Origin of the sequence: Streptomyces flavalbus (genome assembly GCF_042674625.1) — a bacterium.
Lineage (GTDB): Bacteria > Actinomycetota > Actinomycetes > Streptomycetales > Streptomycetaceae > Streptomyces > Streptomyces flavalbus.
Window position 1 is genome coordinate 1,951,535 of the sequence record NZ_JBHTEB010000001.1, and the last position, 17,807, is coordinate 1,969,341.

Consider the following 17,807-nt stretch of genomic DNA (forward strand, 5'->3'; position numbering starts at 1 on the left):
AGCAGTGTGCCACGCCCTTCCACTACGTCACACAGCACTCTGCATTTTTCATAGTGACACTTGCCAAGTGTTCCCGACGGGGAGATAGTGGCAAGCGTGATTCCGTCCGCGCCCTTAGGAACAGACGCCGCCATGGGCTCTTTCGGCCTCGGTGCCCATCCGGGAGTCGGCCCCGCCGGGGCCCCTTCCGAGCGCCGGTTCCGCTTCGAACTAGCCGCCCATCCGGGCTCACCCGCACAGGCCAGACGCCTGACGCGGGCCCGGTTGACCGGCTGGTCGGTGTGCGAGGACACCTGCGACACGGCGGCCCTGGTCGTATCCGAGCTGGTCACCAACGCGATCGTGCACACCGCGAGCACGACCGTGGTGTGCGAGCTGCACGACTGCGACGACCTGGTGCGGATAGCCGTGCGTGACGAGGGATGCGCGCCGGGCGAGCCCCACCCGTCACCGAGCCAGCCCGAGGAGGAGCACGGGAGGGGATTGCTCCTCGTCGACGCGATGTGCCGGGCCTGGGGTGCCCTGGAGCACGGTCCCGGCCTGCTGGTCTGGGCCGAGCTGCCACGCGGCGCGGAAACGCCCCCGGCCGACACCGACGCCCACCCCGCCCACGGGGACGCGGACGCCTACTCCGACGCCGACGCGCCCCGCGACGACCTCGGCTGGGGCGCCCGCCCCAAGCCGGGCGAGTCCGGCGGCCCGGACGAGGACGACGAGCCGGACCCCGCCCCGCAGGGCGGCACCGGAGCCCACCGCGGCACCGGGACCTCCCCCGCGCCCCGCCCCTCCATACCCGGCGGGGACGACCCCCGCCCCACCGCCGCCCACGGCGCGCCGAGCCCGCACCCTCCCGTTCACCACAGGAGCGACCGGAGCGACTGGAGCGACCGGATCGACCACCGGATCGATCACCGGGGCGACCACCGCACCGACCATCACCACCTCACCCCCCATCACCGCCCCGAACCGCACTCCCCGTCCCACCAGCACCCAGCAGAAAGGCACCGCCCATGACGGCTGCCCCCCGCGGCGGTCCTCTGCTGAGCCTGGACACGCTGGTCCGCCTCGGGCGCGAACAGCGCACCCCCGACGTGGACCCGCCCCGGCGGCTGTCCGTCCCGGACGGCATGACGGCCCCCCTGGGCTGTGACGCGGTGGCGGTGCCCGCCCGCCTCGGCCCGCTGGTCACCCCCCGGCTCCCCCGGCTCGGGTGCGTGTACGCCGACGAGGCGCACTGGTGGTGGCTCGTGCCCGCCGACTCCGACTACGCCATGGACTGGCCCGCGCCCGCCCAGTACGTGACCGGCGCCCTCGTCCCCGCCACCACGCGTCTCATCCACCGACCGGACGGTACGGTTCCGTACACCCCGCCGATACCCCTCTACCTGGCCCTCTGCCAGGCCATGGGCACCACACCGACCTGGTCCCGCCCGATCAGCGCCTGACCCCCCGGTACGGCACCCCCGCCCACGGCGTACGCCCGCGTACCCGCCCCTCCCCCGTCCGCGCCCTGCCCGCCAGCCGGGCCACCCCGCGATAGTGGCCGTCCGTCCACCCATGGCCGACGTGAATGCGGGGGAGGTCCTCAGTGGGCACACCGGGCACCCGGCGAGCAGCGCGGGGCAGGAAACACCGCGACGACCCCGACCAGCCCCAGGTCTCCGAGTCCGAGCGCCTGCTCTTCGGCGGCCCGCTCCGCTACGACATGGGCTGGAACCAGCACACGGACGCCTTCCTCGAACTCGGCTTCCGCGCCATGGTCGCCCGGCTGCCCGGCCTGCTCACCGCCAGCCTGCGGCTCGCCCGGCAGGCCGACCGGCGGGCCACCCGCACCGTGATCGCCGCCGAGACGGGACGGGGCGCGGCGCAGGCGGTGAGCCTCCTCGCGGTGAACAGCGTCCTGGGCGGCCTGCTCGCGGGCGGCCCCATCGAGGACCGGCTGCGCGGCGCGGCCCCCGCCCTCACCACGGTCGCCGCCGTCGCCCTGCTGTCGGCGCTGCTGCGGGCCGCGTCGACGTACGCCGCCGGGCGGCTGGAGCCGAAGGTGGAGCGGGTGGCGACCGAGCAGTACCTGGAGCGCGCGGCGTCGGTGGAGCTGTCCGCGATCGAGGACCACGCCTTCCACAAGCTGCTGGACACCGCCCAGTACGGCGCCGCCTCGGCCCGCCGCATGATCTCGTACGCCACCCGCGTGGTGAACGCCATGATCTCGCTGGTCGCGGCGGCGAGCGTGCTGACCGTGCTGCACCCGGCGCTGCTGCCGCTGCTGGTGACGATGACGCTCCCGAGCGCGTGGAGCGCGCTGACGATCGCGCGGCGGCGCTACGAGTCGTACCACGCGTGGGTGCAGCACGAGCGCGCGGCCCGGCTGATCGGCTCGCTGCTGATCGAGCCGGAGGCGGCGCCGGAGATCCGGGTGCACGGGGTGGGCCCGTTCCTGCTGCGGCACTACCGGTCGATGTCGGAGACGGCGGAGGCCGAGCAGGCCCGGCTGGCCGGGCTCGCGGCCCGCACCGGACTCATCGCGGCCCTGTGGACGGGCCTGGCGACCGTGGCGACGTACGCGACGCTGGGCGCGCTGCTGCTGACCGGTGCGATGGCGCTGGCCGTCGCGGGTACGGCGGTGATCGCGATCCGCACCGGCTCCGCGAACCTGGACACGCTGGTCGTCGAGGTGAACGCGCTGCACGAGGAGGCGCTGTTCGTCGGCGACCTCCAGCGGCTGCACACCGAGGCGGCGAACCGGCTGATCCCGGTCGGCGGGACGGCCCTGCCCGCCAACCCGCGCGAGATCCGGTTCGAGAGCGTCACGTTCACCTACCCGGGTGAGCAGCCGCAGGACGGCCCGGCCGCCGCCGCGGGGAAGCCCCGCCGACCCGCCCTCGACGACGTCACCCTGACCATCCCGCTGGGCAAGATCGTCGCCCTGGTCGGTGAGAACGGCTCGGGCAAGACGACCCTGGTCAAGCTGCTCGCCGGGCTCTACACCCCGGACCGGGGCCGGATCATGTGGGACGGCGTGGACGCGGCGTCCGTCGACCGGCGCCTGCTGGCGGAGCGGATGGCGATGGTGGCGCAGGACTTCAAGCGCTGGCCGTTCACCGCGCGCGTCAACGTGGCCGTGGGCCGCTCCTCGGCGCCGCTCACCGAGGACAGGCTGGCGTCGGCGGTGCGGGAGGCGGGGGCCGGGGCCGTCGTCGCGGACCTGCCGCGCGGCCTGAACACCCTGCTGGCCCGGCACTTCAGCGGCGGGCACGCGCTGTCGGGCGGGCAGTGGCAGCGGCTGGGGATCGCGCGGGCGGCGTACCGGCAGGGCAGCGTGCTGATCGTGGACGAGCCGACGGCGGCCCTCGACGCCCGTGCGGAGCTGGAGGTCTTCGAGAGGATCCGGTCCCTCGCGGGCACCGGCCAGACGGTCGTCCTGATCACGCACCGGCTGGCGTCCGTGCGCCACGCGGACCTGGTGCACGTCCTGGACCACGGTCGGCTGGTGGAGTCCGGCACCCCCGACGAGCTGCTGGCCAGCGGCGGGGTCTACGCGGAGCTGTACTCACTCCAGGCACGCCAGTTCACCCCGGTCGCCCCCGACCGGTTGCCCACGCCGGAGGCGGGCTAGCACCGGTCAGTCGGTCGCGTCGCCCCCGCGCACGATGACGAGGAAGGTGTCCGTGGCGAGGTCCATGACCACCTCGGCGGGCAGCCCTTCCAGGCGCCGCGCGTGCGCGAACTCCTCCGCGGGCCAGGATCCTCTCGGCCCGCCCGCGGGAAAGCGTTCGAGCACCGTTCGCCCGTTCACCACCCTGCACCTCCACCCGACGTCGTACCCCGTTGAATCTCTTGTAGGAGTTAACGCCCTCTGACAGGGAAACGCCTCGCGCGGTGACCCGACTGAGACGTAGTTGACACGCGCTCACCACGCGGAGTGAGGGTTCCGCAACACTGGGCCCCCTTTCACCACCATCCGCACCACCCGTCTCACTCGTCGTACTCATCGTGGTAACGGATGCGCTCACTACCCGCAGGCGCCCCAAAGGCCGACGCGCGCCCCTTGGGCTCCTCCCACTCCTCCTGTCGCCCCAGTGCCGTCAGATCGAGGAAGCTGGTGGTGGAGCCGAGCCCGTCGAGCCCGCGCTCGTACGTCGAGTAGGTGTGGAAGACACGGTCGAAGTCCCGCAGGAAGCAGCTCAGCCCCGGCCGCTCGGTCAGCTCGCCCTCATACTCCAGGGTGACCCCGAAGTCCTGGTTGAAGTCGGTGCCGTACGACGAGTACCAGGGCACCGTCCAGCCCATCCGCGCCTTGAACGGCAGGATCTTCGGGTACGGCGCCCTGGAGACCGCCGCGAACGACGTGCCCCGCGCGTGCAGATGGGCCAGATGGCCGACCTGGTCGAGGAACGCGGAGCAACTGCGGCAGCCCGCGTCCCACTCGGGGGCGAACATGAAGTGGTAGACGACGAGTTGCTGCCGTCCCTCGAAGAGGTCGAACAGGCTGGCCTTGCCGTCGCCGCCCTCGAAGACGTACTCCTCCTCGACCTCGACCATGGGCAGGGCGCGCCGTTCGGCGTTGAGCGCGTCCCGCGCGCGGGTGGCCGCCTTCTCCTTGACCAGCAGTTCCTCGCGCGCCCTGCGCCACTGTGCGCGCGAGACGATCTCCGGCAGCGACATGTGCCCTCCAGTGCAACGGTCCCGTTGCGGTTGGTGACCGGAGGAGGCGGCGGAACTCATCGCCGCCGCGCGAAGATTTTTCCGCCGTGGCCGTTCAGGTGTCGTACTCCTGGATACGCCGCCCATGGCTCCGGTCGAGCAGTGCGGGCAGTCGCTCCTCCAACTCCCGGACGATCGCGGGCACGTCGAGGGTGCGCAGCTCGCGGTCGTGCATCAGGACCCGCCCGTCGACGACGGTCGTGCGGACGTCGGCGGCGCGGGCGCTGTGCACGAGGGTGGCGGCGAGGTCGTGCACGGGCTGGGTGTGCGGGCCGCTGAGGTCGACGAGGACGAGGTCGGCCCGCCGTCCGGGCGCGATCCGTCCGACGCTGTCGCCGAGGCCGACCGCGCGGGCGCTCTGCACGGTGGCGTGGTGCAGCGCCTGCCGGGCCGTCAGCCACCGTGGATCGCCCTCGACCGACTTCTGCACCAGCGAGGTCAGCGCCATCGACTCCCACACGTCGAGGGAGTTGTTGGAGGCGGCGCCGTCCGTGGCGAGTCCGACGGGGATGCCGAGGGCGTTGAGCGCGCGGACGGGCGTCGTCCCGGGCCAGCCGAACTTCAGGTAGCCGCGCGGCGAGGTCGCCACCGCCACCCGCCCGCTCGCCCGCGCCAGCACGGGCAGGTCGCGGTCGGCGTCGATGCCGGTGCCGTGCGCGATGAGCAGCTCGACGCCGAGCAGCCCGGCCCGCTCCAGCACCTCGATGGGCGTACGGCCGTGGCGGGCGAGGCTGGCGTCGGTCTGGTCGCGGTTCTCGGCGGCGTGCAGGTGCACGGACAGCCCGTGCTCGCGGGCGAGGTCGGCGGTGGCGGCGAGGTCGGCGGCGTCGACGGTGTAGGGGGCGTGCGGCGCGAGCGCGGTGGTGATACGGCCATCGGCCGCCCCCCGGTGCCGCAACGCGAACTCCAGTGACCGTTCGCGCCCCTCGGCGCCCTGCGAGGAGAAGAACGCCTCCCCCAGGTGGGCCCGCATCCCGCACTCCGCGACGACGGCGGCGACCGTGTCCATGGCGAAGTAGTGGTCCGCGAAGCAGGTCACGCCCCCGCGGATCATCTCGGCGCAGGCGAGCCGCGCGCCGAGTTCGACGTCCCGGCCTGTCAGGTTGGACTCGATGGGCCAGACGACGTCGTTGAACCACGCCTCGGTCGGCAGGTCCTCCGCGACCCCGCGCAACGCGACCATGGGGGCGTGGGTGTGACAGTTGATCAGCCCCGGCATGGCGACCTGCCCCCGCGCGTCGATCCACTCGACGGCGGCCAACCCACTGACGTCGTCGGCGTCGACGACGGCCTCCACCACCCCGCCCCGCACCACGACGGCGGAGTCCTCCCGAAAGCCCACCTCCCCCCGCCCGTCATGGACGAGGACGGCGCATCCGCTGATGATGAGATCGGCGCGAGAAGACGTCATGCGCTCAACGTACGACGGTCAGGGCCAGGCAGGCCGACGGTTCCCGGCAGGTCCGTCAGCCCGGCCAGCTCCGCCAGCAGCCCGGTGAGGCGCTCCGCGTGCCGGGGTGTGAGCCGCCCGGTGTCGTCGAGGTGCACGGCGCAGGCGGTGGTGGTGTCGACGAGCCGTTCCAGCAGTACGGCGACCCGGTCGGCGCCCTCGGTGTGCCGGGCGAGCGCGGGCAGTTCGGCGGCGGCGAGGGCGATGGCGTTCCGGGCCTCGGCGAGCGCGCGGTAGGCGTCGCGGCGCAGCGTCCAGCGGCGGGCGCGGTCGTCGGGCTGGTCCATGACGTGGGTGAGGTAGGCGTACGCGGCCCGGCCCGCCGCCGTGAGCCGGGCGCGCACGGTGCCGCCGCGCCGCCCCGGCATCGGCAGGTGCCCGACGACCAGCACGATCGCGCAGGCCAGCAGCGTCTCCCCGATCCGGCTGACGGACGCCTGCGGTTCCCCGCCGACCATGACCAGCGCGAGGACGAGCACGGTGACGACGGCGGTCTGCGCGGCGAAGTGCCGGGTGGCGACCGGGATCAGCGCGCCGCTGACGGCGACGAGCGCGATGAGCCCCGCCGGGTTCGGCAGCACCGCGGCGAGGGCGGCGAACAGCAGCGCGCCCAGCACGGTCCCCGCGGCCCGGCACAGCACCCGCGAGGCCAGCGGCCCGAGGTCGGGCTTGACGAGGAAGACGGCGGTGGCGGGCAGCCAGTACCAGTGGGTGTGCTGCCCGTACCAGTGGGCGTGGAACAGCCCCAGCGCGACGCCGCCGCTGGCCCCGAAACTGAGGGCGACCCGCGCCCCGTACTCACGCCCGCCGCCACCGAACACGGTCCGCGCCAGTTCCCGCACGCTCCGCCGCCGGGTGTGCAGATCGCCGCCGTCCGCCTGGTCGAACGCCTCGGCGGCGTGCAGCAGCGCGTCGTCGAGGGCGCGCAGCGCGGGCACGGACCGGCAGGGCGCGGGCAGCGGCCCGGTGTGCGTGGTGCCACGCACGGCAGCCGCCAGCCGCCGTGGCCCTTCGGCGGCCCGCGCGGAGACGGCGTCCCCGGCCCAGGCCAGCGCGGTCGCGGCCTCGGCGAGCGGCAGCGCGGCGGCGTACTGCGCGTGCAGCCGCCGCTCGGCCGCGGAGCTGGCGTACCGCCGCAGCCGGGGCCCGGCGAGGACGTCCTGCGCCTGGTCGAGCGCGGCGGTCAGCGCGGCCCGCCGGGCGGTGGCGTGCCCGGTCCCGACCGCGTCGAGGAGCGCGGCGACGGCGTCGTACACGGCGGCCACGGCGGCCCGCTCGCCGTCGAAGCGGTAGTCACCGGCGCCCGCCCCGAACGACCCCGGCGAGGGCAGCGCCACCCGCAGCGCGAGCAGCCACCCGGCCCCGGCGAGGAAGGCGACCGCCCGCGCCCACCCGGGCTCGGGCAGCGGCATCCCCGCGCCCACGGCCGAGCCGACCAGCAACTGCGTCCCGGCCGCCGAGGCGACGGGCCCCACGGCGCTCACCCCACCGGCGACCAGCCCGAGCCCGGTGAACACCGCCACCAGCCAGACGGCACCGAGGCCCGCCCCGGCGGCGGTCCCCACCACCATCCCCACGGCACCCGCCACCGCGGGCACGCCGATCCTCTTCACGGAGACCCGACGCCCGCCGGGCCGGTCGTTGATCCCGGCGAGCATCGCGGCGACGGCCGCCACGACGCCGACCGAGGGCCGCCCGGCGACCACGGCCGCCAGCAGCAGCGGCCCGGCCGCCAGCGCCCCCCGCGTCACCGCGCTCCAGGGCACGGGCCCGCGCTGGGCCCGCAGGGCATGGGCGAGCCACAGCGGAAGCGGCGGCAACGGGGGCAGTACGGACATCACACGGCGCGGCAAGCAGCACTCCAGTCGTCCAGGCGGAACGCCCTCGGACGACGGTGGCCGGGCTGGGATCGAGGTGATACCAGGGTAAACGGGCTCGGTGACAACGAGAAACCAAGGCGGTTACAGCCGTTGCCCAACGAACCTGAGCCCGACGGTCCCGTCCGCCGTGAGCCGTGGTCAACAGGCGGAGCGGTACGCCGCGCCGAGCAGCCCCTCGACCCGCGCGACCGCGTCGACCAACGACCCGGGGTCGGGCCTGAGCCCGGACAGAAGGTCGTCCACCGCGTCGAGGCCCGCCCGCCGCACCAGCCCCTTCTCGTTCGTGACCCACTCGCCCCGCGCCGCCAGCACGGCGTGGGCGGTCTGGGTCGTGGCGAGGGCGACGGCCCCGGTGACCTGGGTGACGGCGCCGCGGGGCGCGTGGCCCGACCTGGCGTAGGCGAGGGTGGCGGTGGCGGGGCCGTACCAGCGTTCGGGGGCGGTGCGGCGCAGGGCGGGCGGATAGCCTGCCGGGCGGGGCAGTTCGCCGTGCAGGACCTGGTTGAGGGCGAGTTCGGCCAGCAGCAGGTACGTCGGGATCCCGGCCAGGTGGAACATCAGCGGCTCGACCCGGAACCGGCCCTCCTCGGCGTCGGCCATGACCTGCTCGACGACGTCGAGGTCCCGGTAGTGGACGTCGACCCGGCGCCCCTCGACGGTCAGCCACGCCCCGCCGTTGAAGACGCCGCCACCCCAGCCGCCGATCTCGGACACCTCGCCGTCCCAGCCGAGGGCGCGCAGGTCGGCGGGGTCGAAGGCGCCGCGGTAGTACACGGCCAGGTCCCAGTCGCTGTCCGGCCGGTGCGTGCCCTGCGCCCGCGAACCGCCGAGGGTGACGCCCCGGACGCCGGGGAGGCTGGCGAGGCGGTCGGTGACCGTGGAGAGGAAGCGGGTGTCGTCGCTCATGGGGCCATGAAAATACGGATGCGTGCGGCGCCGCCAGGACGGAGGATCAGTGAGTTGTCCGCCCCCTGGCCAGGAGCCGTCCCATGATTCGCCGTGTCACCGTGCCCGCCCTCTTCCCTCCCCCCACCTACTCCCACGCCTCCGTGGTGGAGGCCGGTACCAAGCTGGCCTTCCTCGCCGGTGCGGTGCCGCTGGACGCGGACGGGAAGCTCGTCGGCGAGGGGGACGCCGTACGGCAGGCCGAGCAGGTGATCGCCAACCTGGAGGAGCAGTTGCGGGCCGTCGGGAGTGACCTCGCGCATGTCGTGTCGACCGACGTGTACGTCGTGAGCACCGAGACCGCCGTGCTCTCCGCCGTCTGGGACGTCGTCGAGGCGTCCGGTCTGAGCACCGGGCCGCACTCGTCGACGCTGCTGGGCGTGGCCTGTCTGGGATACACCGGGCAACTGGTGGAGATCACGGCCACGGCCGTCGTACCGGAGGGTGCGGGAGCGTGACGTCCGACGCCGTGACCGCCGTCGACCTGCGCCGCGCCACCGTCGGTGACGCCGCCGCCGTGGCCGACGTGTGGCTGCGCTCCTTCGCCGCCGCGCTGCCGACCGTCGTACGGCCCCGTACCGATGACGAGGTGCGCGCCTACATCCAGGACGTCGTGGTGCCCCTGCGGGAGACCTGGGTGGCGGACGCGGGCGGGGCGGGGGTCGTGGGGCTGATGGTGCTCGACGGGCAACTGCTCTCACAGCTCTACCTCGACCCGGACTGGCGCGGGCGCGGCCTCGGGGACCGCTTCGTCGCCCTCGCCAAGGAGCGCAGCCCGCGGGGCCTCACCCTGTGGACCTTCCAGGTCAACGCCCCCGCCCACCGCTTCTACGAACGGCACGGCTTCGTCGCCGTGGAACGCACCGACGGCAGCGGCAACGAGGAGCGGGAGCCGGACGTGCGGTACGAGTGGCGGCCCTGAGGCGCGCTCCGGGCTGGCCCTACCGCCCCGTCGCGTACCGGTCCGTCGCCGCTACCAGCGCCTCCGCCATCCCCGGCGCACCGGCGTTGTGCCCCACCTCGTCCACCATCACCAGCTCACTGCCCGGCCAGGCGTGCTGGAGCCGCCATACGACGCCCAGCAGGTTGCCGAAGTCCAGACCGCCCTGCACCAGCGTGCCGGGGATGCCCTTCAGCAGGTGGGCGTCCCGCAGCACCACGCCCTCGTCGTTGCCCTCGCCCAGGAAGTGGTCGTTGCCCCAGTAGTGCGTGACCGTACGGGCGAAGCGCATCCGGAACTCCGGGTCCTCGTAACGCGGCACCGAACGCGGCGGCAGCGCGGCGAACGCCGTCTCCCAGTCCGTCCACGCCCGCGCCGCCCGCTCCCGCACCTTCACGTCCGGCGATTCGAGCAGCCGGTTGTAGGCGGCGGCGAGGTTCCCCTCCCGCTCGCCCTCCGGCAGTTCGGCGAGGAACTTCTCGAACGCCTCCGGGTACAGCTTCCCCAACCCCCTGGTCAGCAGGGCCACCTCGGCGTTGGAGCCGGTCGCCACTCCCGTCAGCACCAGCTCCGACACGGCACCCGGATGCGTCTGCGCGTACCGCAGCCCGAGCACCGACCCCCACGACACCCCCCACACCAGCCACCGTTCGATCCCCAGGTGCCGCCGCAGCAGCTCCAGGTCCGCGATGAGATGAGCCGTCGTGTTGACGCTCATGTCCGTCTCGTACGCGCTCGCGGGCGGCGTCGAACGCCCGCACCCCCGCTGGTCGAGCAGCACGATCCGGTAGGCCTCCGGATCGAAGAGCCGCGGGAAGTACGCGTTGCTGCCGGACCCCGGCCCGCCGTGCAACACCACCGCTGGCTTGCCGCGCGGGTTCCCGCAGACCTCCCAGTACACGCGGTTGCCGTCGCCGACGTCCAACATGCCGTGCTCGTACGGTTCGATCTCCGGGTAAAGAGGCATCCGGCGACCCTAGCCCGCGCCCTCCGTACCTCGCAGCCCATTAAGCCGCCCCGCCGCCGAGCCCGGCCGCACCTGCCGCCGCGCGCAGCACCTCCCGCAGCATCTCCGGGGTGAGTCGCCCCGTGAAGGTGTTGCGCTGGCTGACGTGGAAGCACCCGAAGAGGTCGAGCCCTCCCCCAGCCTCGCCTTCCGCGCTGTCGAGCCGCACCCTCGCGCCGTGCCCGAACACCGGCCGCGGTCTCGGCACCGCCCACCCCGCCTCCGCGAACGCGGGCAGCGCGGCCTGCCAGCCGAAGGCCCCGAGGACCACCACCGCCCGCAGCGTCGGCCGCAGCAGCCGCAGCTCCTGCACCAGCCAGGGACGGCAGGTGTCCCGCTCCTCGGGCGTCGGCTTGTTGGCGGGCGGCGCACAGTGCACGGGCGACGTGACCCGGGCCCCGTACAGCTCCAGCCCGTCCCCCGCGCTCACGGACGTGGGCTGGGACGCCAACCCCACCTCGTACAGCGCCCGGTACAGCACGTCCCCCGACCGGTCACCGGTGAACATCCGTCCCGTCCGGTTGCCGCCATGCGCCGCCGGTGCCAGCCCGACGATCAGCAGCCGGGCGTCCGCCGGGCCGAAGCCCGGGACCGGCCGCCCCCAGTACGTCCAGTCCGCGAAGGCCGCCCGCTTGGTACGGGCCACCTCCTCACGCCAGCCGACCAGCCGAGGACAGGCCCGGCACCCGGCGATCCGCTCGTCCAGCCCCACGAGGCCGCTGCTGGTGCCGCTGTCCATACCCCCACCGTAGAACCCCCCGCCAGGAAAAACGGGACCGTCCCCTCCCTCCCGGGGAGCTAAGGTCAAGGCATGGCTTCCGAGGCTAGGGACCACGAGGACCCGAAGGACACGCAGGACGCATGGGGCCCGCAGGACACCCAGGGCGCGCAGGACACGCAAGGCGCGCAGGGTGCGGTCGGGCAAGGCACTGGTGCGCGGAGCGCGGACGGCACCGCATCCGCCCCCGTCCCCGACCCCAAGGTCGCCGCCGCGGTGGCCGCCGCCGAGGCCGCTCGGCCGCAGAGCGGCGAGAGCGTGCGCATCGACAGTTGGATCTGGTCCGTACGCCTGGTGAAGACCCGCTCCATCGGCGCCGCCGCCTGCAAGGGCGGCCATGTCCGGGTGAACGGCGAGCGGGTCAAGCCCGCCCACTCCGTCCGCGTCGGCGACGAGGTACGCCTGCGGCACGAGGGCCGGGAGCGGATCGTCGTCGTCAAGCGCCTGATCCGCAAGCGCGTCGGCGCCCCGGTGGCCGTCCAGTGCTATGTCGACAACAGCCCGCCGCCCCCGCCCCGCGAGGCCGTCGCCCCGCCCGGCATCCGCGACCGCGGCACCGGCCGCCCGACCAAGCGCGACCGCCGCGAGCTCGAACGCCTCCGTGCCCTGCGCGGCTTCAGTGGCCGACCTACCGGCGCCGGATCGCCCGGTGGGCGCGGGCGCGGTGCGGCTGGCGGGTCCGACGTGCCCGGTGAAGCGGACACGTCCGGCGGGCCGGACGGGCTGGGCGGGCCTGACGGGCTCACCGCGCCTGACGGACTCGGCGGCCTGAGCGGTGGGTCCGGTCGGCCTGGTCGCCCCGGCCGGGCTGGCCGACCGAGCCGACCCGGCCGACCCGGTGACCGCGGCAGGTCCGGCGGGCGCTGACCTCCAGGTCGCCTCAGGACTGTCGGCGCAGCAGCCGCAGCAGCTCCGCGTTGTGAGCGCGGCGCACCCAGGCTATGAGGGCGAGGGGCACTATCAGGATCAGCGGTGTCGCCGCGTACTGCCCGTCGAAGACGGTGAGCTGGACGACGAACGCGCCCACCATCAGCGCGCTCAGCGCCACCGCCGAGACCGACTGGAGCACCGGTATCAACAGGGCGACCGCTCCGGCCAGTTCCAGCGCGCCGATGGTGTACATCCCCGCGCTGCCCCAGCCCATCTCGTCGAAGGATTCGGCGGCCGACGCGTGCCCGATCAGCTTGGGCAACGCGCTCGCGATGCCGAAGAACAGGGCGAGCACCACCTGAAGCGCGCGCAGCGCGATCCGGGCGCGGCGGCCACGAGCGGTCGAGGACTCCCCGATGACCATGCCGGTCGAGGAAGCCTCGGTGGTGGATGCGGCGGAGGCGGTGGTGGCGATCTCGGTCATGGGGGTCTCCTGTGTGAGGTGGTGCTTCGTGGTGCGGTCACAGAGGTAGACCCCGCGGCGGTCACGAACTCATCGCTCGCACCCAGATCCCGTCCTCCGTCAGGTACTTGTCGACGGTCAGCCCTGCCTCCTCCAACGCCTCCTCGAACTGGTCCTTGGTCAGCGGCCTCGCCCGGAACGTCTGCGTCCATATCGCGTCCGGGAACACGTACTCCGCGTGCACCGAGTTGACTCCGTCACCGACCGGCTCGGACGACAGGATGCGCACCGTGAAGCCGCTGGGATCGACCCGCTCACGCGGCAGGTTGGTGTGGTAGTCCGCGCCCTCCCGCTGGATGAGGACACAGCCGCCCTTGGCGACATGCCGTACGCAGGTGCGCAGCAGCCCTCTCCGGACCTCGATGTCCCCGGCGTGCACGAGGAACGAGGCGAGCAGCACGACGTCGAACGTCTCGCCGAGGTCGAGGTCCTCGATGGGGCTGCATATCGTGCGCGCGCCGCGGACCCTTTCCAGCATCTCGGCGGATTCGTCCACCGCGGTGACCGTGAAGCCCCGCTCCAGCAAGGGGTGGGTCATGCGGCCCACCCCGCTGCCCAGTTCCAGGATGTGCGCCCCCGGCGGTACCGCCGCCGCGATGATGTCGGCCTCCGGTCCGCTGGGCAGCCGTGAGTACAGCTCCACCGCGCAGCCGTCCGGGGTGATGGCCCCGGGTCCCGTCCCCTGATGTCCCGTCCGCATTCTCAGCTCCATGCCCGTCCAACGGCCCACATCCGCACAGCCGTTCCCAGACGTCCCCACTTCACCCGTTCGAGTGACACAGGGGGCGGGACCCGAAAACTACGGGCTCAGGAGTCGAAGCGAGCCGCCTTCACGTACTGCGGCTTCGGGTCCAGCGCGGCGGCCAGCCGGAAGTGACGTATGGCCTGGTCAGGCCGTCCCTGACGCTCGTAGGTGCGGGCCAGCGCGAAATGCGCGTACGCGTTGTCCGGCTCTCGCTCCAGGACCACGCTGAACTCCAGCTCCGCGGGCCGCAGTTGCGCGGCGGCGAAGAAGGCGCGCGCACGCAGCAGGCGGGCGGCGGTGTTCTCCGGGTGCGCGGCGATGACCTCGTCGAGCAGCTTCACCGCGCCCCGCGGGTCCCGTGCGGCGAGCAGTTGCTCGGCGGCACGGAAGTCGATGACATGCGTCTCCGGGCTACGTCCGGTGGAACCGCTGGTGTCGGGCACAGCAAAGTCCTTCCCTCACTCGGCGCGTTCAACGCCCGCGCCAGGGCGCGTTATTCCTTGAGCGGCTCCCCGGGCTCCTGCGCGCGGCGCGCGAGATCCGCCCATACGTCCCTTACACGCCCCTGGAGTTCGGGCAGCGGCACGTCGTTGTCGATGACGATGTCCGCGATCGCCAGGCGCTGTTCCCGCGTCGCCTGGGCGGCCATCCGGGCGCGGGCGTCCTCCTCCGTCATCCCGCGCAGCCGCACCAGCCGGTCGAGCTGGGTGCCGGGGCTGGTGTCGACGACCACGACGACGTCGTACAGCGGTGCGAGGCCGTTCTCCGTGAGGAGGGGTACGTCGTGGACGACGACGGCGTCCTCGCTGGCCGCCGCCTCCAGCTCGCGGGAACGGGCGCCGACCAGGGGGTGCACGATCGAGTTCAGCACGGCGAGCCGCTCGGGGTCGGAGAAGACGATGGAGCCCAGCTTGGGGCGGTCCAGGGCGCCGTCCTCGGTGAGCACCTCCTCGCCGAAGGCCCGCACGACCTCGACGAGTCCGGGAGTGCCGGGCGCCACGACCTCACGCGCGATCTTGTCGGCGTCGATCAGTACGGCGCCGCACTCCACGAGCAGCCGCGACACCTCGCTCTTGCCCGCGCCGATCCCACCGGTCAAGCCCACTTTCAGCATGGACGGCAGCTTAGGCCCTGCCACCGGACAGGTGTTCCCCGACCCGGGCGACGGACCTGGGGTTGGCACGACAGGCCCTAGCCGTCGCCCTCCCGCTCCGCCAGGAACCTCTCGAACTCCTGGCCGATCTCGTCGGCCGACGGGATCTCCACCGGTTCGGCCAGCATGTTGCCCCGGGTCTCGGCGCCCGCGACGGCGTCGTACTGGTGCTCAAGGCCCTGGACCAGGGCGGTCAGCTCCTCGTCGCCCTCGCGGATCTGGCGTTCGATCTCCGTCTGGGTGCGGTAGGCGTCGGTGCGCAGGGAGTGCGCGATGCTGGGCAGGACCAGTCCGGTGGCGGCCGTGATGGCCTCCAGGACGGTCAGGGCCGCGTCCGGGTAGGCGGAGCGGGCGATGTAGTGCGGGACGTGCGCGGCGACGCCCAGGACGTCGTGCCCCGCCTCCATCAGGCGGTACTCGACGAGCGCCTCGGCACTGCCGGGGACCTGGGCCTCCTCGAAGGGGCTGCGGTGGCCCGGCACCAGTTCGGTGCGGTTGCCGTGCGGGGTGAGCCCCACCGGGCGGGTGTGCGGGACGCCCATGGGGATGCCGTGGAAGTTCACGGCGAGGCGGACGCCCAGCCGTTCCGCGATCTGGTCGACGGCCGCGGCGAACCTCTCCCACTCCACGTCCGGCTCCGGGCCGGACAGCAGCAGGAAGGGCGCTCCCGTGGCGTCCTGGACGAGCCGCACCGCGAGGGTGGGCTCCTCGAACGCCGTCCAGCGGTCGCGCCGGAAGGTCAGCAGCGGGCGGCGGGCGCGGTAGTCCACGAGCCGGTCGTGGTCGAAGCGGGCGACGATCTGGTGGGGCAGCGAGTCGAGGATGCCGTCGACGATCTGGTCGCCGGTCTCGCCCGCGTCGATGTATCCGTCGAAGTGGTAGAGCATGACAAGTCCGGCCGACTCCTGGGCCAGCGCCATGTCGACGACGGCCAGCCCCTTCGGCTCCCACGTGTACAAACCCTGCGGATCAAGCACTGTGACCGCTCCTCCTCATGTCCGTACTGCACAACGTGGCGCGGGCCACCGGCATTCCCGAACGGACGCCCCGGAGCCGATCAAGGCGCATGGCGACCAGAAAGCCGACCCGGAAAGCCGGTCACCAAGGCGACCAGAAGGCCGATCACGGAGAACGCCGAGGACCCGCACCCTCGACGGGTGCGGGTCCTCGGCGGTCAGCTACTCAGCCGTCGCGATTCAGCTCTGGCCTCCGGCCAGCTTCTCGCGCAGCGCGGCCAGCGCCTCGTCCGACGCCAGGGCGCCGGAGTTGTCGCCGCCCTCGGACGAGTACGAACCACCACCGCCGGACGCGGCCGGAGCGGCGGCCTCGCCACCCTCGGCAGCGGCCTGGGCGTCCGCCTCGCGGGACTTGATGACCTGCGCCTGGTGCTGCTCGAAACGCTGCTGCGCCTCGGCGTACTGGCGCTCCCACTCCTCGCGCTGCTTCTCGTAGCCCTCGAGCCAGTCGTTGGTCTCGGGGTCGAAGCCCTCGGGGTAGATGTAGTTGCCCTGGTCGTCGTAGGACGCGGCCATGCCGTACAGGGTCGGGTCGAACTCGACCGCGGCCGGGTCGGCACCGAAGGACTCGTTGGCCTGCTTCAGCGAGAGGCTGATGCGACGGCGCTCGAGGTCGATGTCGATGACCTTGACGAAGATCTCGTCGTTGACCTGGACGACCTGCTCCGGGATCTCCACGTGGCGCTCGGCCAGCTCGGAGATGTGGACCAGACCCTCGATGCCCTCGTCCACGCGGACGAACGCACCGAACGGAACCAGCTTCGTGACCTTGCCGGGCACGACCTGGCCGATCTGGTGGGTGCGGGCGAACTGCTGCCACGGGTCTTCCTGGGTCGCCTTCAGCGACAGGGAGACACGCTCGCGGTCCATGTCGACGTCGAGGACCTCGACCGTGACCTCCTGGCCGACCTCGACGACCTCGGAGGGGTGGTCGATGTGCTTCCAGGACAGCTCGGAGACGTGGACCAGACCGTCGACGCCACCCAGGTCCACGAAGGCACCGAAGTTGACGATCGAGGAGACCACACCGGAACGGACCTGACCCTTCTGGAGGGTCGTGAGGAACGTCTGGCGGACCTCGGACTGGGTCTGCTCCAGCCAGGCACGGCGGGACAGGACCACGTTGTTGCGGTTCTTGTCCAGCTCGATGATCTTCGCCTCGAGCTCCTTGCCGACGTACGGCTGGAGGTCGCGGACGCGGCGCATCTCGACCAGGGAGGCCGGGAGGAAGCCGCGGAGGCCGATGTCGAGGATGAGACCACCCTTGACGACCTCGATGACGGTACCGGTGACGATGCCGTCCTCTTCCTTGATCTTCTCGATGGTGCCCCAGGCACGCTCGTACTGGGCGCGCTTCTTCGAGAGGATCAGGCGGCCTTCCTTGTCCTCCTTCTGGAGGACCAGGGCCTCGATCTCGTCGCCGACGGCGACGACCTCGTTGGGGTCGACGTCGTGCTTGATCGAGAGCTCGCGGCTCGGGATGACACCTTCGGTCTTGTAACCGATGTCGAGCAGGACCTCGTCCCGGTCGACCTTCACGATGACGCCGTCGACGATGTCGCCGTCGTTGAAGTACTTGATCGTCTCGTCGATCGCTGCGAGGAAGGCTTCCTCGTTACCGATGTCGTTGACCGCTACCTGCGGGGTGGTGGCGGTGGTCTCGGTGCTGCTCGTCATGTGGGAAAGGGCTCCGGTACGGACATTGAAGTCGTAGGTACTGCTTGCGCCAGGAGCCCGTTTCGCTCTGCAGAAGCCGGACAGCCAAGGAAGCGCCCCACCAGCGAACTGGTGACGGCG

At 72.8% G+C, this 17,807-nt stretch carries 18 protein-coding genes and 1 pseudogene; 6 read left to right on the forward strand and 13 right to left on the reverse strand.

Annotated elements, in window-relative coordinates:
• Positions 1-87: 87 nt before the first annotated feature.
• The 3 genes and pseudogenes from ACFQZ6_RS08600 to ACFQZ6_RS08610 all read left to right on the forward strand — a co-directional run.
• Positions 88-768 (forward strand): annotated as a pseudogene (locus tag ACFQZ6_RS08600) (ATP-binding protein); the annotation flags it as partial.
• Positions 769-1,010: 242 nt separating this feature from the next.
• Positions 1,011-1,445 carry a hypothetical protein gene (locus tag ACFQZ6_RS08605; RefSeq protein WP_381606298.1) on the forward strand — a complete coding sequence of 145 codons (435 nt, stop codon included), beginning with the start codon at positions 1,011-1,013 and terminating at the stop codon, positions 1,443-1,445.
• Between the two features lie 260 nt (positions 1,446-1,705).
• Entirely contained in the window at positions 1,706-3,616 is a 1,911-nt protein-coding gene (locus ACFQZ6_RS08610) for an ABC transporter ATP-binding protein (RefSeq protein ID WP_381618149.1), read from the forward strand.
• 6 nt (positions 3,617-3,622) lie between these two features.
• On the opposite strand, the gene ACFQZ6_RS08615 is transcribed toward ACFQZ6_RS08610, so the two are convergent.
• From ACFQZ6_RS08615 to ACFQZ6_RS08635, 5 genes are all read right to left on the reverse strand, one after another.
• Positions 3,623-3,796 carry a hypothetical protein gene (locus ACFQZ6_RS08615; protein ID WP_381606300.1) on the reverse strand — a complete coding sequence of 58 codons (174 nt, stop codon included), beginning with the start codon at positions 3,794-3,796 and terminating at the stop codon, positions 3,623-3,625.
• 179 nt (positions 3,797-3,975) lie between these two features.
• Complete coding sequence (locus tag ACFQZ6_RS08620) at positions 3,976-4,665, reverse strand: DUF899 domain-containing protein (protein ID WP_381606302.1); 690 nt, start codon at positions 4,663-4,665, stop codon at positions 3,976-3,978.
• A 94-nt stretch (positions 4,666-4,759) separates the two neighbouring features.
• The gene (locus ACFQZ6_RS08625; protein ID WP_381606304.1) at positions 4,760-6,115 is read right to left on the reverse strand and encodes an amidohydrolase; all 1,356 of its coding nucleotides are present in this window, start codon (positions 6,113-6,115) and stop codon (positions 4,760-4,762) included.
• A complete protein-coding gene (locus ACFQZ6_RS08630; protein ID WP_381618152.1) occupies positions 6,112-7,992 on the reverse strand; it encodes an FUSC family protein in 1,881 nt (626 codons plus the stop codon). Before ACFQZ6_RS08630 ends, ACFQZ6_RS08625 begins: the two co-directional genes overlap by 4 nt.
• A gap of 180 nt (positions 7,993-8,172) precedes the next feature.
• Positions 8,173-8,940 (reverse strand): nucleotidyltransferase domain-containing protein, encoded by a 768-nt coding sequence (locus ACFQZ6_RS08635; protein ID WP_381606306.1) that lies wholly within the window; start codon positions 8,938-8,940, stop codon positions 8,173-8,175.
• An 83-nt stretch (positions 8,941-9,023) separates the two neighbouring features.
• Here ACFQZ6_RS08635 and ACFQZ6_RS08640 point away from each other — a divergent pair, with 83 nt between their 5' ends.
• Entirely contained in the window at positions 9,024-9,437 is a 414-nt protein-coding gene (locus ACFQZ6_RS08640; protein ID WP_381606308.1) for a RidA family protein, read from the forward strand.
• The gene (locus ACFQZ6_RS08645) at positions 9,434-9,901 is read left to right on the forward strand and encodes a GNAT family N-acetyltransferase (RefSeq protein ID WP_381606311.1); all 468 of its coding nucleotides are present in this window, start codon (positions 9,434-9,436) and stop codon (positions 9,899-9,901) included. Before ACFQZ6_RS08640 ends, ACFQZ6_RS08645 begins: the two co-directional genes overlap by 4 nt.
• A 19-nt stretch (positions 9,902-9,920) precedes the next feature.
• On the opposite strand, the gene pip is transcribed toward ACFQZ6_RS08645, so the two are convergent.
• Positions 9,921-10,886, reverse strand: a complete 966-nt coding sequence (pip, locus tag ACFQZ6_RS08650) for a prolyl aminopeptidase (protein WP_381606313.1) — start codon at positions 10,884-10,886, stop codon at positions 9,921-9,923.
• A gap of 40 nt (positions 10,887-10,926) precedes the next feature.
• The gene (locus ACFQZ6_RS08655; protein WP_381606315.1) at positions 10,927-11,664 is read right to left on the reverse strand and encodes a uracil-DNA glycosylase; all 738 of its coding nucleotides are present in this window, start codon (positions 11,662-11,664) and stop codon (positions 10,927-10,929) included.
• Between the two features lie 72 nt (positions 11,665-11,736).
• Here ACFQZ6_RS08655 and ACFQZ6_RS08660 point away from each other — a divergent pair, with 72 nt between their 5' ends.
• Complete coding sequence (locus tag ACFQZ6_RS08660; protein ID WP_381606317.1) at positions 11,737-12,570, forward strand: RNA-binding S4 domain-containing protein; 834 nt, start codon at positions 11,737-11,739, stop codon at positions 12,568-12,570.
• Positions 12,571-12,583: 13 nt separating this feature from the next.
• Here ACFQZ6_RS08660 and ACFQZ6_RS08665 read toward each other — a convergent pair whose 3' ends face one another.
• From ACFQZ6_RS08665 to rpsA, 6 genes are all read right to left on the reverse strand, one after another.
• On the reverse strand, positions 12,584-13,057 hold the full coding sequence (locus tag ACFQZ6_RS08665) for a DoxX family protein (protein WP_381606319.1): 474 nt from the start codon (positions 13,055-13,057) through the stop codon (positions 12,584-12,586).
• A 61-nt stretch (positions 13,058-13,118) separates the two neighbouring features.
• Positions 13,119-13,796 carry a class I SAM-dependent methyltransferase gene (locus ACFQZ6_RS08670; protein WP_381606321.1) on the reverse strand — a complete coding sequence of 226 codons (678 nt, stop codon included), beginning with the start codon at positions 13,794-13,796 and terminating at the stop codon, positions 13,119-13,121.
• Between the two features lie 107 nt (positions 13,797-13,903).
• Positions 13,904-14,284, reverse strand: coding sequence for a tetratricopeptide repeat protein (locus ACFQZ6_RS08675; protein WP_381606323.1), 381 nt, complete (start codon positions 14,282-14,284; stop codon positions 13,904-13,906).
• Positions 14,285-14,334: 50 nt separating this feature from the next.
• Entirely contained in the window at positions 14,335-14,955 is a 621-nt protein-coding gene (coaE, locus tag ACFQZ6_RS08680) for a dephospho-CoA kinase (protein ID WP_381606326.1), read from the reverse strand.
• A 77-nt stretch (positions 14,956-15,032) separates the two neighbouring features.
• The gene (locus ACFQZ6_RS08685; RefSeq protein ID WP_381606328.1) at positions 15,033-15,971 is read right to left on the reverse strand and encodes a PAC2 family protein; all 939 of its coding nucleotides are present in this window, start codon (positions 15,969-15,971) and stop codon (positions 15,033-15,035) included.
• 219 nt (positions 15,972-16,190) lie between these two features.
• Positions 16,191-17,687 carry a 30S ribosomal protein S1 gene (rpsA, locus tag ACFQZ6_RS08690; RefSeq protein WP_381606329.1) on the reverse strand — a complete coding sequence of 499 codons (1,497 nt, stop codon included), beginning with the start codon at positions 17,685-17,687 and terminating at the stop codon, positions 16,191-16,193.
• Between the last annotated feature and the right edge of the window lie 120 nt (positions 17,688-17,807).

Bases quoted from the DNA above. Each gene is read 5' to 3' on its own strand.
- ACFQZ6_RS08605 (WP_381606298.1), top strand. From the start codon at position 1,011: ATGACGGCTGCCCCCCGCGGCGGTCCTCTGCTGAGCCTGGACACGCTG.
- ACFQZ6_RS08610 (WP_381618149.1), top strand. From the start codon at position 1,706: ATGGGCTGGAACCAGCACACGGACGCCTTCCTCGAACTCGGCTTCCGC.
- ACFQZ6_RS08620 (WP_381606302.1), bottom strand. From the start codon at position 4,665: ATGTCGCTGCCGGAGATCGTCTCGCGCGCACAGTGGCGCAGGGCGCGC.
- ACFQZ6_RS08625 (WP_381606304.1), bottom strand. From the start codon at position 6,115: ATGACGTCTTCTCGCGCCGATCTCATCATCAGCGGATGCGCCGTCCTC.
- ACFQZ6_RS08630 (WP_381618152.1), bottom strand. From the start codon at position 7,992: ATGTCCGTACTGCCCCCGTTGCCGCCGCTTCCGCTGTGGCTCGCCCAT.
- ACFQZ6_RS08635 (WP_381606306.1), bottom strand. From the start codon at position 8,940: ATGAGCGACGACACCCGCTTCCTCTCCACGGTCACCGACCGCCTCGCC.
- ACFQZ6_RS08640 (WP_381606308.1), top strand. From the start codon at position 9,024: ATGATTCGCCGTGTCACCGTGCCCGCCCTCTTCCCTCCCCCCACCTAC.
- pip (WP_381606313.1), bottom strand. From the start codon at position 10,886: ATGCCTCTTTACCCGGAGATCGAACCGTACGAGCACGGCATGTTGGAC.
- ACFQZ6_RS08655 (WP_381606315.1), bottom strand. From the start codon at position 11,664: ATGGACAGCGGCACCAGCAGCGGCCTCGTGGGGCTGGACGAGCGGATC.
- ACFQZ6_RS08660 (WP_381606317.1), top strand. From the start codon at position 11,737: ATGGCTTCCGAGGCTAGGGACCACGAGGACCCGAAGGACACGCAGGAC.
- ACFQZ6_RS08665 (WP_381606319.1), bottom strand. From the start codon at position 13,057: ATGACCGAGATCGCCACCACCGCCTCCGCCGCATCCACCACCGAGGCT.
- ACFQZ6_RS08670 (WP_381606321.1), bottom strand. From the start codon at position 13,796: ATGCGGACGGGACATCAGGGGACGGGACCCGGGGCCATCACCCCGGAC.
- coaE (WP_381606326.1), bottom strand. From the start codon at position 14,955: ATGCTGAAAGTGGGCTTGACCGGTGGGATCGGCGCGGGCAAGAGCGAG.
- rpsA (WP_381606329.1), bottom strand. From the start codon at position 17,687: ATGACGAGCAGCACCGAGACCACCGCCACCACCCCGCAGGTAGCGGTC.